Genomic DNA, 13,355 nt, shown 5'->3' with positions numbered 1-13,355 from the left:
TTGAGTAATTTGCGAATTATTTTGTCACTCACATTATTCGCATGATTATTCATGGAGAATTTTATAAATTGTTCTGGCCATCATCTCACCAAAACCAGGCACAAGTGTGAGGTCTTTTTCCGAGGCTTTCAAAACCCCTTGAATCCCACCAAAATGGGTCAATAAATCTCGACGGCGTTTAGGACCTAATCCCGGAATTGCTTCTAAAACCGATGTACTACGACGTTTATCACGTTTAGCTCGGTGTTTAGTAATTGCGAAGCGATGGGCTTCATCACGCACCTGCTGAATCAAGTGCAATGCTTTATTGTCTTCTGGTAATTGAATTTTAGTGCCATCTGTAAAATGTAGAGTTTCAAGGCCTGGTTTACGCCCTTCACCTTTAGATACCCCCACCATAAAAGCATCGAGCCCAAGTTCTTGCATGACGTCCATCGCCATGTGAAGTTGACCTTTACCGCCATCAATCAACAACAGATCAGGCAATATGGCTTTTTTATAACGTCGTGTTAAGGCTTGGCGCATGGCAGCGTAATCATCACCACCAGTAATATCTTGAATGGCAAATTGGCGGTAATCACGCTTACGAGCACCACCTTGGTCAAACACCACACATGATGCAATTGGAGCTTCACCCATGGTGTGACTAATATCAAAGCATTCAATACGATCGACTGGTCTTCCAATCACCTGTTCTAACTGATGAAAACGTTCATTAAGTTCTAAATGATTACTCAACTGCCCCTTAATGGCATGTTGAACATTCATTTCAGCAAGCTCTAGCCACTCCGCACGAGTTTCTCGCACACTACTCTTAATTTGGACCTTCTTACCAAACTGCTGTGCCAATGCTTCTTCTAACTCCTTACGATCAGGTAATGCAATATTCACAATGAGTTCATTTGGAACTTCATCTGCAACCTGAAAGTAAAAGTTAGCCATAAAGTCACTGAGCATTTGGCCAAGATCATCGCCAAGCATGTCTGGGAAATAACTTTTACCGCCTAACATTCGCCCATTTCTTACATACATAATTTGTACGCAAGTCACGCCAGCCTGATATGCAATTGCCAGAATATCCGCTTCACCTTTAACCTTAAAAACAGCCTGTTGTGCTTGTACTTCACGAAGCAAAGACAATCGGTCGCGGTAAAAAACAGCTTTTTCAAATTCAAGTTCAGCCGCAGCTTGCTCCATTTTAGCAATGAGCTCTTGATTTAACTCTTTGGTGTCGCCTTGCAAAAAACGAATACTGTTATTAACGTCTTCTTTATAATCTTCGGGTGAAATCAGACCTACACAAGGTGCAGAGCAACGCTTGATCTGATATTGCAAACATGGGCGTTTGCGCTGTGAGAAATAGCTATTTTCACACTGACGAACATTAAAAAGTTTTTGTAAAACCAGTAAAGTATCGCGAGCGCTATAGGCGCTTGGATAAGGTCCAAAGAACTTACCAATTTGATGCTTCCCTTTGCCACGACCGCTAGCAAGCCGAGGATAGGGCTTATCTGACGAAACAAAAATATAGACATATGACTTGTCGTCCCGCAGCATGATGTTATAAGGCGGACGATGTTGTTTGATTAGGTTTTGTTCTAAGAGTAACGCTTCGGTTTCTGAACGAGTCACCAAAGTTTCAATATTATAAATTCGTGCAACCAAAGCCTGAGTTTTAGGATGCTCAATCGTTTTAACAAAATAACTCGACACCCGATTTTTTAGGTTTTTTGCTTTGCCGACATATAACAATTCGCCCTCTTTCCCTAGCATTTTATAAACACCTGGAAGTTGGGTCATGTGGGCTAAAATTTTTTCAATATGGGGACGAGCGTTTTGATTCACTATCGGCAGACATGGCTTAATACTGAATAGCTAATGTGATGTTTTAACCACTACTTTTCAAGTGCTTTACTGTGCCAGAAGCCAAATTTGAAAAGAGATTTTGATAGGCCCCGACAGACTATGTCGTACTATTTTAAGAATCGAGACGATAGTAGCTATATTTAACGTCTTTCTCTTTATAGACCGCATAGGTTTTTTGGCGAAAATCCGAGAACCAGCCATTGCCTGTATATCCCGCAATGTGACCATATGTGTGGCCACTTGTCCGCTCAATAATATAAATATCACCTTCTTGAGGACGGTTAAAAGCAGGTTTAATTTTCTTATAGCCATTCTTCTCAAGCGTATGCCCCCAATCAGAGGCAGCTACTGGGTGCTTAGACACATCTGCTCCTGCTGCTTGTAAAGCAATACGGATGTTTTTGGCACATTTTTCTTTGCTATGGTTGGCAGATATACTTTCAAGCTTACTTGAGAACTTGTGCAAATTAATATTTTGATCTTCAGATGGCTGTCTTTTAACATCAGATTTTTTATGTTTTTCAGACGTCGGAGCTGCTTGTCTTAGCATCACTTTCATTTTTAAATCATCCTGAGAGCTTTCTTCTTTTCTCACTTTGATATGGTGAACATGTGCATGAACTGCGTGATGAGCATGAGCCATTTTAAAACCTACTTCCGCTAACCAGTCTTCGAAAAAACCGCGCCATTGTAGAATCAAAATTGCTTATTGGTTTTTAATAGTTGTAACAAATTGCCAGCACTGTGAAATGAGTCACAAAATTTAATAAAGGTTAATTCCTATGAATACTAAAGAATTTGTCAAAGAACTTATAAATACTGTTTCAGATGAATATATCGATACTTATAAACAGATTTATTCATCTACTTTAATGGATGATAAAATTAAAAAAGATCCCTACTGGTTTGATGCTCTCACTTTTTATCAATCTTTAACTCAAAAGGATAAGGAAACCTTATTTAAGATCATTAAACAGACTACTATTGATACTACAAGTACAATTTTAGGTATTATTGATGGTCCTGTGAGCTTAGATCAGATCTCAGGTGACTTTATGCTGACATATACAGAAAATGAGAAGACAGTAATTTTAAGTGGAGATCTACAAGATGAATTCCTTACCAAAATAAAAGATAAAGACAAATCACAACAATAATATATATGGAATTATAATTAGGAGAATAAAATTATGAGATTAAAACAAAAGTTTATTTATAGAAACTCGAAAAATGAGAAAATGAAATTAATACTCGAACCTTGGGCAGAAGAATATGATATTGAATCAAATTCTGAAGTGGAGATCATTGTTGAAGGCGATATAGAAAAAGGATATTTAATGATTGAGTCAGAGACAGATCACGTTGTCATCTATGGTTGGTAAGGAAGTCTTATTCAAGTTTTCAAAAATGGCAAACTTATTGACTAATGATTTAATATATATTTCATTAATAACCTATTCCTTATAGCAGGCTATTTTTAGCTTAAAACAAAAAACGCCCTTTCGGGCGCTTTTATTAAAATACATATGGTCGAACAAAAATTAGGAAGAAAATCCCAAGCATCAGGAACCATTTTAAAAAGTAATACAACTTACGGTTTTTAGCTTTTAATGCTTTGGCTTTAATACGAATTTGGTAGACATAACCAAAAGCTTTATTTAAGCCCCCTGTTTGGTCACCTGTTTCATTCGGTGAACTTGCCGCGGTCATCACACTACGACCGAACCAATGGTTGAAACGTTCCATCCATTTCACTTTCATTGGACGTTCAACATCTGCAAAGAAAATGATACGGTTTTGATCTGTCTTATTTTCAGCGTAATGAATATAAGTTTCATCAAAAACTACACTTTGACCATCACGCCAAGAGTATCTTTCACCATCGACATCAATAAAACAACGGTCATCATTTGGTGTAATTAAACCCAAGTGATAACGTAATGAACCTGCATATGGGTCACGGTGTCTTACCAAACGGCTATCGGGTGCAAGCTCAGTAAACATTGCGGCTTTAATCGTTGGCAATGTTTTAAGAAGAGCTGTGGTTTTTGGACAAAGCTCAGCAGCAGATGGATGACTTGATTCGTACCATTTTAAATAAAAACGTTTCCAGCCTGTTTTAAAGAATGAGTTAAAACCTAAATCGTTATAAGTACTCGATGCTTTAATCCCACCTTGATCATATAAAGCTTTCGCTTCATCACGAATCATTTCCCAATTGTCATCCAACACTTTTAAATCTTTAAAATGCTGAGTGTCGATATAAGGCTGATTCGGCACCTTTGAAAAGATGTACATTAAAAAGTTAATCGGTGCGAGCAAGGTTGAATGGTCAAAAAACTGACGATAAAACGAGTGACGCACTTTGCCGCGATGTTGGATATACAATGCTGATATCACAAAAATCGCTAATATGATCCACTTAATCATATTGCTACTCTTTTAAAAGATTGGGGCAACTTCACCTTATATTTAAGGTAATAGAAACCGGAGGTTTATTTAATTGGCGCAAATTTTAACAAAATTGACTTATAAAAAGCCAATGTAAAAAAATTAAGTCAAATGATAGAGATCATACTTTAAATAAAAAAAATAAATATACGTTATTTTTCCATAACTTTAAGAACTTAAAATTTATGCATATTCCTATTTTATTTTATAGGCTATGACTTGAACAATTGACTTTTTTGACAAAAAGTTAAGCTTTAAAACTTAATCGTTTTTATATAAAAATTTGATAATTCCAATGCGTTATAAAGAAAAAATTAAATTAAAACAAATGACTTTGGTTTACACCTATCTTTATGATTTCTTTTATGCATTTACTAGAGATGAATTAAATAAAAAATAAGATGACCCTTGCGTCACGGCTTGATACAACTTGTCAGGTTTTTTTTAGATATAGTTATCGTAAGATTAGCGAAGCATAAATGTGTACCAAAGCTGTGCACACGCTTCATAACATCAATTTAGAAGTCCTCCAAAACCAAGGAGATCAGGCATGATCCACGCTGGCAATGCCATTACCGTCCAAATGCTTTCGGACGGAATTGCAGAATTCCGCTTTGACTTACAAGGTGAGTCGGTCAATAAATTTAACCGTGCAACAATTGAAGATTTCCAAGCTGCTATTGCTGCGGTAAAAGCAAATAATGATATTAAAGGCTTAGTTGTTACCTCTGGCAAATCAACATTTATTGTTGGGGCAGACATTACCGAGTTTGGTGAAAATTTCGCTCAAGGTGAAAAAGCGATTGTTGACTGGCTTATGCCTGTTCACGAAATCTTCAATAGCTTTGAAGATTTAGACATTCCAAAAGTTGTTGCTATTAACGGTATGGCGTTAGGTGGCGGTTTTGAAATGTGTTTAGTGTGTGACTATCGAGTGATGTCAGAAGCTGCACAGGTTGGCTTACCAGAAATTAAACTTGGTATTTACCCAGGTTTTGGCGGTAGCGTACGTTTAAGCCGTGTTATCGGTATCGACAACGCGGTTGAATGGATGGCGATGGCTGCTCCGAAAAAACCGGCTGCTGCGCTAAAAGATGGTGCTGTAGATGCGGTTGTAGCTGCTGATAAATTACTTGATGCTGCAACGGACTTGGTTAAGCAAGCAATTTCTGGTCGTTTAAACTGGAAAGCAAAACGTCAAGAAAAACTTGATGCTGTAAAATTGAACCCGCTTGAACAAATGATGGCGTTCAACACAGCAAAAGGTGCTGTACTTGCTAAAGCGAATCCTGCTCAATACCCTGCTCCAAAATTATTACTTGACTCATTACAAGCAGGTGCAAGCCTTGCACGTGACGAAGCATTAAAAGCTGAAGCTGAAGGTTTTGCTAAAGCAGCAATTACTCCACAAGCTGGTGCATTGATTGGTTTATTCCTCAATGACCAAGTTGTTAAGAAAACTGCTAAGAAACATGAAAAAGGTGCTCACCCTGTAAACCAAGCAGCTGTACTTGGCGCTGGTATTATGGGTGGTGGTATTGCTTACCAAGCGGCAAGCAAAGGCACACCAATTATCATGAAAGATATTGGTAATCCACAACTTGCACTAGGTATGTCAGAAGCGAACAGCTTGTTAACTAAACAAGTTGAACGTAAGAAAATGAAACCTGCGCAAATGGGTGAAACCCTTGCACGTATCCGCCCTACTTTAAGCTATGACGAGTTTAAAGAAGTCGACATCGTGATTGAAGCGGTTACCGAAAATCCAAAAGTTAAAGAAATCGTTCTTGCGGACACTGAAAAGCATGTTCGTGAAAATACGATTATTGCGTCTAATACTTCTACGATTTCAATCACGCGTTTAGCGAAAGCTTTACAACGCCCTGAAAACTTCGTAGGTATGCACTTCTTCAACCCAGTTCACATGATGCCATTGGTAGAAGTGATTCGTGGTGAAAAGACTTCTGAAGAAGCGATTGCCACTACTGTTGTTCTTGCTCAAAAAATGGGTAAAACACCAATCGTTGTAAATGACTGCCCAGGGTTCTTGGTTAACCGCGTATTGTTCCCTTACTTTGGTGCGTTTGACCTTCTTGTAAAAGACGGCGCAGACTTCCAGCAAGTTGACAATGTAATGTCTAAGTTTGGATGGCCAATGGGTCCTGCTTACCTCATCGATGTTGTAGGTATTGACACTGGTGTACATGGTGCAGAAGTGATGGCTGAAGGTTTCCCAGACCGTATGAAGCCAGACTACAAAGGTTCAATCCAAGCAATGTACGAAGCTAAACGTCTTGGTCAAAAGAATGACGTTGGTTTCTACAAATACGAACTCGACAAGAAAGGCAAGAAAGCAAAAACTGTTGATCCAACAGCGTATGAAATCATTGCTCCTTTCGTCACTGGTGAAAAACGCGAGTTTGATAACCAAGAAATCATTGACCGCATGATGCTTGCTTTCTGTAACGAAACAGTTCGTTGCTTAGAAGACAACATCGTTGCAACTGCAGCTGAAGCTGATATGGCAATGATTATGGGTGTAGGTTTCCCTCCATTCCGTGGTGGTCCATGTCGTTATATCGACCAGACAGGTGTAGCTGAATACGTTGCGCTTTGCGACAAATATGCACACTTAGGTAAGGCTTATGAAGCGCCACAAATGTTGCGTGACATGGCTGCTAACAACAAAAAATTCTACGGTTAAGGAGCAACGTGAATGGCTACTTTAAATCCACGTGACGTTGTCATCGTTGATGGCGTACGTTCTGCAATGGGTAAAACCAAAAACGGTATGTTCCGCAATGTACGTGCTGACAGCTTATCTGCTGAATTAGTTCGTGCACTCGTTGCTCGTAACCAGTTTGATACCAATGAAGTTGAAGATCTGATCTGGGGCTGTGTAAACCAGACTCTAGAGCAAGGTATGAACATTGGCCGTAACATCGGCTTATTGGCTGACCTACCAAAAACTGTGGCAGGTCAAACGGTAAACCGTCTTTGTGGTTCATCTATGCAAGCGCTTCATACTGCTGCTGCACAGATTGCAACTAACCAAGGTGATATCTTCATTATTGGTGGTGTAGAGCACATGGGCCACGTAGGTATGATGCATGGCATCGACCTTAACCCAGAAGCATCTAAACACTATGCTAAAGCATCTAACATGATGGGCTTAACAGCTGAAATGTTAGGTCGCATGAATGGTATTAGCCGTGAAGAGCAAGATGCATTTGGTGTTGAATCTCACCGCCGTGCTTGGGCTGCAACACAAGAAGGTCGTTTCAAAAACGAAATCGTTGGTGTTGAAGGTCACGATGCAAATGGTTTTAAAATCCTTTGTGACATCGATGAAGTGATTCGTCCAGATGCAAACCTTGAATCGTTCAAAGCATTACGTCCTGTATTCGATCCAAAAGGCGGTACTGTAACTGCGGCTACATCTTCAGCTTTGTCTGATGGTGCTTCTGCAATGTTGCTTATGTCTGCTGAGCGCGCACAAGCGTTAGGTTTAAAACCACGCGCTGTAATTCGCTCTATGGCAGTTGCAGGCTGCGACGCTGCAATCATGGGTTACGGTCCAGTTCCAGCAACTCAAAAAGCGCTTAAACGTGCTGGTTTAACGATGGCTGATATTCAAACTATCGAGTTAAACGAAGCATTTGCTGCTCAAGGCTTATCAGTAATGAAAGGCTTAGGTGTTTATGACAAGCAAGACATCATTAACTTAAATGGTGGTGCGATTGCTTTGGGTCACCCACTAGGCTGTTCTGGTGCGCGTATCACCACTACGTTGTTAAACGTAATGGAACAACAAGATACTCAAATTGGTCTTGCGACGATGTGTATCGGCCTTGGTCAAGGTATTGCAACGATTATCGAACGTGTTTAATTAACACCAAGATAAAGAAAATCCCCGCTCAATGCGGGGATTTTTTTAATGGCCTTGAAGACCATCTTTAATTTTCTGCTGTAAATCTCTAATATCTTGAATATTCACTTTCATCGTACCCTCACGATAAGCGTCGACATTACTTCGATTAATATTCAAATCTCTTAACATTTCAAAGATACCATTGGTTGGATCAGAAGACTGTATTCCACCTGCTACCGCTAAAATGTATTGTTGTAAGAATGGAGAAAGTTGAGACAAATCTGGTTGTGCCATAACTGGCTGATAATCTACTGTAGTCATGCCTTCAGGGACTAAAGCATTCTGTATATCATTATGAGTTTTATACTCACGGTGTTGCATAGCCTGACGCACTTTTTTATCTTCTTGGAAGGGTACAAATCCTACCTCTTCACGCAGCTCAGATTCAGCCATAACGCGAATTGTTGGTAAAGTAGCGACCTCTTCAGCTTGAACAGTCGGCAACCCCATAAAAGCAAATGCAGCAATCAAAGCTGATTGTTTTAGAAAGTTCATAACTTGCTCCAAAAATCAGTCACCCTATTCAAATTAAAAGATGATGATTAAATTAAAAGTATCTATAAATAGGCTACAACAAAGTCGAATTTGATTCAGTAATGCTCAGATAAACGGTAAATATAATTAAATTTTTTAATGTAATAGTACGGTTCTTCTATTTATTAAAACTGCATCCTATAAAGCACTCTATAACTTGAACAAAAGTGTTCAGACTATAGAGTGCGATTTATCTTATAAATTTTATTTGCTCTCTAACATCTCTTTTAAAGAATTCACGACTTGTGGAAACGTCGTATAACCTTCCCTTCCTAAAAAATGCCCGCCATTTGGTACTGTAATGTACGGCGCATCAATTTCTTTAGCCAATTGAATCGTAAGTTTTGGTGGAACCAAATCATCATTATCAGACAAATACACAAGCTTTTTCTTTATGTCCTTAAAGTATTTCGTATCGACTTTGCTTTTTGTTATATAAGCATCGAGTGGAGAAAAATCTGAAATAGTTCCAGAAAATCCAGATACTAAAATCATTCCACCAACATTCTGGTAATCATGTCTTTGTAAAAAGTGCAGCAACGTAATTACCCCTAAACTGTGTGCAACAAAATAGGTATTTTCATCCACACTAGGGATCTGTTGATCTAAAACTTTCTGCCACGCATCTACATCTGGATGTTCAGAATCTGGAAATGGAATTAAAGTAACGGTTGTATGTTCATCTTCTATTTGATGTTTTAGGTCTAAAAACCAGTGATCATCTATAGAAGCTGAATAACCATGAAGTACAAATATTTGACGCATGTTGTTCTCCCGAAGTTCAATTGTTTTGGCATTTGTAACAAATGACATGAAGCCGAATAACACCAATAAAATGAGTTTTCTGATCATGAAACAAGTACCATTTTGAAAGATACAAACATGCTAAATATGACACCACTGTTAAGGTCAACCCTATTTTATGAACCTTGCCAAAGTTGCCGAACTCACAAAAGTAAGCCCTCGTATGCTGCGTTATTATGAGAGTTTAGGGCTTATACAGCCTCATCGAACAAGCAATAACTATCGAAGTTATACGCAAAAAGATATTGAAAATATTAAGAAAATTAAAATATTAAATGATGCGGGAATGAATCTAAAAGACATTCAGGCTTTGTTGCCTTGTTTTGATTTAGATGAACGCGTATTTACGCTATGTTCAGTAGTTCAAGAAAAGCTGCAAACTGAGCTCATGCACGTGTCCCAGCAGTTAATCAAACTACAATCTTCTCAAAGTTTATTACAATCTTTTTTAAGTAAAGGGAAAGCTGAGAGCACCAATCCATAAATTTTGATGCTCACGTTCAATTTATTCTTTTAAATCTCCCTCTAATGCAGCTACGTTCCTTTTCTTAATTTTTTCAACTTTTGCATTCAGCTTTAAAACATCTTGGTAAAGCTGGTTAAATTTTTTGACCTGAGCATTTTCATGAAAAAGAATCATCTGGTCTTTCTTTTGCCATGGATAGTTTTTTAGAAGTTTAAACATTTCTTCTGCTTTATCTAAAATTTGTAGTTCAATCATAAAAATTGCGTGATCTTGATCAGCCTTTTGTTGAGACCCCAATTTCATTTCCAGCAGTTGCCTCATCTCTGCATCCACAGATAATTCCTGAACTTTTGCTAAGAAAGTTTTATGAATTTTTTCATATTGAGTTTGATATTTATCTGAAGCCGTACGAACATCGCCTAACATTTTTTCTGTTTCCACATACTTCTGTTTTTTATCAAGATCTAAACGATCAACATTTAAAAAAGTATCCCACTTTGCTGCTTTTAATTCTCTTAAATATTCATTACGTGCATTTATATTTTGAATCCAATAACTTAAGAGAAATTCTGAAATTTGCTTATAGTGACCTGCCAAACGTTTATCGTGAATATCGAGTTGGATGGGTTTAGACCAGTCTTGTGCTTGGTCATAAAGCTGGTTCATTTTTTCAGTCATGACCACATCAAACATTTGGCTACTGTCTTTGGCCTGTTGCTGTTTGATATGTTGATAGGTGAAAAAAATAATACTCGTGATAACAACCAGACTTGCAATTGCAATCAAAACTCGGCGCATACACACCTCCTATTTCCCTTCTTATAGTTTTGCTCTTTATAGTTATGAAATAGAGCTTATATCTTCTTTATATGCCATTTATTTCACAATACGCAACACTCTATTCGCTATTCAAAGCTTTAAATCCTTGGACATCATCCCTATTATGATGGGTAATTAAAATTTATGAGATTCTCCCATGCGTGTTGATGTCTGGTCTGATGTAGTTTGTCCTTTCTGTTATATCGGAAAAAAACGCCTTGAACATGTAGCTGCTGAAGCAGGTATTGATCTTGAAATTCACTGGCATAGCTTTGAATTAGATCCTGATGCGCCAGCAAAGCATGACACATCAAATACAGAGCGTTTGGCTAAAAAATACGGCCGTACCTATGAAGAGATGGAAGAAATGGAGCGAAATATTGCGGCCATGGCTGCCTCTGAAGGTATTGATTTCCAATGGCAAAAGGCTAACTCTGGCAATAGTTTCAATGCACACCGCATTATTCACCTTGCACAAAGCAAAGGCCTAGGCAACCAAGCAAAAGAAGCTTTTTTCCATGCTTATATGACCGAAGGTCTGGCAATTGGTGAACGTGAGGTTGTTGAAGAAATCGCTTCTCGTATTGGTCTTGATAATGCCGAAGTTGAATTTGTATTAGATACAAATGAACTATCTGACTTTGTTCGTCATGACGAAAAAATTGCGAAAGAGCAGTTAAATGTTACTGGCGTGCCATTTTTTGTATTTGATCAAAGAATTGCGCTTGCAGGTGCTCAACCACGTGAAGTTTTTTTAAACGTCTTAGAGCAAGCACAGCTCAAAGCAAATGCTGAAGAAGTTGAACAGGATGATGCGGCTGTTTGTAATGATGAATCATGTGATATTCCACAGAAATAAATCAGCACAATTAAAAGTGTGATTAAATCGTATGTTTTATCACCATTTTAGCAATAGAGCGTTCTAAAAAAAGAACTATCTAATTGTTTAAAATCAGTTTATCATTGCCGCTTAGAATATTCGCGCTGTAATGTTCTGTTTTTTATGTGTTTAATGATCGGAATTTGAAGTTTCCTTGATCTATAATCCCCCTTAACTGGGGGATTTTTTTGGTTAAAAAAAAGCGCTACTAGCTTAAACTTTTTAATTTATTTCAAATATGTAAGAAAAGTTAAATTTACTTAACTTTTGTGTCGCCCTCTTGATTTTATTAGAAAAATCAACAAAAGTGGAAACAACAACAAAACATAAAGATAGATATGAAAACATTTTACGTAATTCCTTATCGGCAGCTTTTTGCACTTTTAACGCTTGGGTTCGGTTCGGTGTGCATAACTCATGCAGAGGCAACTCATACTTCTTCAACTCAAATGGTCGAAGGTTCAAGCTCTGGAGTACAAACAGAAGCCACAACAGATGAAAATCTTCTAGATCAGATTCCGCGCTGGGTAGATGCGACCCCCACCATTTTTCCAGAGCAGTCTAATCAACCTATTGTTCCACCTACTGAACAAACAGAAGATCAGACATGGGTTGACCGTAAACAAAAGAACATTCGTAATTGGGCCGATCGTACTTCTGAAAAAATTGACAACTGGTTTGGTGAAGTCGATCCAAAGAAACCTGCAACAGCAACTATTCGCGTAATGGTCGATAACTATTGGAATGAATACGATAACTTTGAAATTAAGCCCAGAATTCGCGGTAGGATTAAGCTACCTACTCTAGAAAAACGTCTAAGCGTGGTATTTGGTGATGACTCTTTAGATAACGAATTTGATAATAGCCCAGCCAATATTAACCAGAACCCGAATCAAGATTCAAATAAGAAATTAGATGGTAAACAAACTCGAGATGACAACAGTTCTATTGCTTTACGTTGGTCAGATTTCTCGAAAAAATTGCCTTTTGAAACAGATGCTGACTTAGGTATTCGTTCTGGAGATGATATTTACGTTCGTTTAAAAGCATCGAGAGATTGGCAATTACGTAATGATTTTAAATTTTATGCTGAGCAAATTTATCGTTATGGCATAGACAGCGAAAACTATTTACGTACCAATCTTGAACTTACACATGCCAGACCAAATCAACCAATTTTATCGAATCAGTTCAGCCTGACCTATGCCGACGATCAAGATGATGATCTAGCTTGGGAAAACCGGACTTTCCGCGAGCATAATTTCTTTGCAAATAACCGTTTTAACTATGGTATTTATACCAGCGGTTATTACAACGACAATGACTTACGTTTAAATAGTTGGGGGCCTTTTGTTTCATGGCGTCAACCCGTTTTACGTGAATGGTTCTTTGTTCAGGGAGATGTAAATTACTTTAATGACCACCGCGAAGATCGCAATCATTTCGTCAGCACATTCTTACGTCTAGAAGCACTTTTTTAAGCCTGTAAACATCACCTTGGAAACTTCATTCAAGGTGATGAATAATAAAACACTTTTAAATAAAAATTTAAGCTTAGCCTCTTAAAATATTATTCTAATTTTTGATTCTTTTTTATTCTGAAC

General features: G+C 38.0%; 14 protein-coding genes. 8 read left to right on the top strand and 6 right to left on the bottom strand.

Annotated elements, in window-relative coordinates:
• Nucleotides 1-45: 45 nt before the first annotated feature.
• Both uvrC and AC07M3_RS09180 read right to left on the bottom strand, forming a co-directional pair.
• Nucleotides 46-1,845, bottom strand: a complete 1,800-nt coding sequence (uvrC, locus tag AC07M3_RS09185; protein ID WP_494567131.1) for an excinuclease ABC subunit UvrC — start codon at nt 1,843-1,845, stop codon at nt 46-48.
• 133 nt (nt 1,846-1,978) lie between these two features.
• Nucleotides 1,979-2,509 carry a CHAP domain-containing protein gene (locus tag AC07M3_RS09180; protein WP_494567265.1) on the bottom strand — a complete coding sequence of 177 codons (531 nt, stop codon included), beginning with the start codon at nt 2,507-2,509 and terminating at the stop codon, nt 1,979-1,981.
• A 139-nt stretch (nt 2,510-2,648) separates the two neighbouring features.
• On the opposite strand from AC07M3_RS09180, the gene AC07M3_RS09175 reads away from it, so the two are divergent.
• Complete coding sequence (locus AC07M3_RS09175) at nt 2,649-3,023, top strand: transposase (protein ID WP_133747524.1); 375 nt, start codon at nt 2,649-2,651, stop codon at nt 3,021-3,023.
• 33 nt (nt 3,024-3,056) lie between these two features.
• Nucleotides 3,057-3,248 (top strand): hypothetical protein, encoded by a 192-nt coding sequence (locus tag AC07M3_RS09170; protein ID WP_494567130.1) that lies wholly within the window; start codon nt 3,057-3,059, stop codon nt 3,246-3,248.
• A 133-nt stretch (nt 3,249-3,381) separates the two neighbouring features.
• Here the strand turns inward: AC07M3_RS09170 and lpxO are convergent, their stop codons facing one another.
• The gene (gene lpxO, locus AC07M3_RS09165) at nt 3,382-4,296 is read right to left on the bottom strand and encodes a lipid A hydroxylase LpxO (RefSeq protein WP_198496430.1); all 915 of its coding nucleotides are present in this window, start codon (nt 4,294-4,296) and stop codon (nt 3,382-3,384) included.
• A 304-nt stretch (nt 4,297-4,600) separates the two neighbouring features.
• On the opposite strand from lpxO, the gene AC07M3_RS09160 reads away from it, so the two are divergent.
• The 3 genes from AC07M3_RS09160 to fadA all read left to right on the top strand — a co-directional run bounded on the left by AC07M3_RS09160 (nt 4,601) and on the right by fadA (nt 8,206).
• Complete coding sequence (locus tag AC07M3_RS09160; RefSeq protein ID WP_100222434.1) at nt 4,601-4,717, top strand: hypothetical protein; 117 nt, start codon at nt 4,601-4,603, stop codon at nt 4,715-4,717.
• 150 nt (nt 4,718-4,867) lie between these two features.
• Complete coding sequence (gene fadB, locus AC07M3_RS09155; RefSeq protein WP_004640803.1) at nt 4,868-7,021, top strand: fatty acid oxidation complex subunit alpha FadB; 2,154 nt, start codon at nt 4,868-4,870, stop codon at nt 7,019-7,021.
• 12 nt (nt 7,022-7,033) lie between these two features.
• Entirely contained in the window at nt 7,034-8,206 is a 1,173-nt protein-coding gene (gene fadA, locus AC07M3_RS09150) for an acetyl-CoA C-acyltransferase FadA (protein ID WP_004640802.1), read from the top strand.
• Between the two features lie 45 nt (nt 8,207-8,251).
• Here fadA and AC07M3_RS09145 read toward each other — a convergent pair whose 3' ends face one another.
• Nucleotides 8,252-8,743: a hypothetical protein gene (locus AC07M3_RS09145; protein ID WP_494567129.1), complete on the bottom strand. Its 492-nt coding sequence runs from the start codon at nt 8,741-8,743 to the stop codon at nt 8,252-8,254.
• 243 nt (nt 8,744-8,986) lie between these two features.
• Entirely contained in the window at nt 8,987-9,634 is a 648-nt protein-coding gene (locus tag AC07M3_RS09140; protein WP_494567128.1) for an RBBP9/YdeN family alpha/beta hydrolase, read from the bottom strand.
• A 70-nt stretch (nt 9,635-9,704) separates the two neighbouring features.
• Between AC07M3_RS09140 and AC07M3_RS09135 the strand changes: the two genes are divergently transcribed.
• Nucleotides 9,705-10,070 carry a MerR family transcriptional regulator gene (locus tag AC07M3_RS09135; RefSeq protein ID WP_494567127.1) on the top strand — a complete coding sequence of 122 codons (366 nt, stop codon included), beginning with the start codon at nt 9,705-9,707 and terminating at the stop codon, nt 10,068-10,070.
• Nucleotides 10,071-10,091: 21 nt separating this feature from the next.
• On the opposite strand, the gene AC07M3_RS09130 is transcribed toward AC07M3_RS09135, so the two are convergent.
• Nucleotides 10,092-10,850, bottom strand: a complete 759-nt coding sequence (locus AC07M3_RS09130) for a hypothetical protein (RefSeq protein WP_494567126.1) — start codon at nt 10,848-10,850, stop codon at nt 10,092-10,094.
• Nucleotides 10,851-11,028: 178 nt separating this feature from the next.
• Between AC07M3_RS09130 and AC07M3_RS09125 the strand changes: the two genes are divergently transcribed.
• Both AC07M3_RS09125 and AC07M3_RS09120 read left to right on the top strand, forming a co-directional pair.
• On the top strand, nt 11,029-11,730 hold the full coding sequence (locus tag AC07M3_RS09125; RefSeq protein ID WP_494567125.1) for a DsbA family oxidoreductase: 702 nt from the start codon (nt 11,029-11,031) through the stop codon (nt 11,728-11,730).
• A gap of 359 nt (nt 11,731-12,089) precedes the next feature.
• The gene (locus tag AC07M3_RS09120) at nt 12,090-13,232 is read left to right on the top strand and encodes a hypothetical protein (protein WP_494567124.1); all 1,143 of its coding nucleotides are present in this window, start codon (nt 12,090-12,092) and stop codon (nt 13,230-13,232) included.
• Nucleotides 13,233-13,355 lie beyond the last annotated feature (123 nt).

It is taken from the genome of Acinetobacter sp. GW821-FHT09D10 (assembly GCF_059416285.1).
Note: the sequence above shows the minus strand (reverse complement) of the source record. Positions and strands in the feature narration are given on the sequence as shown.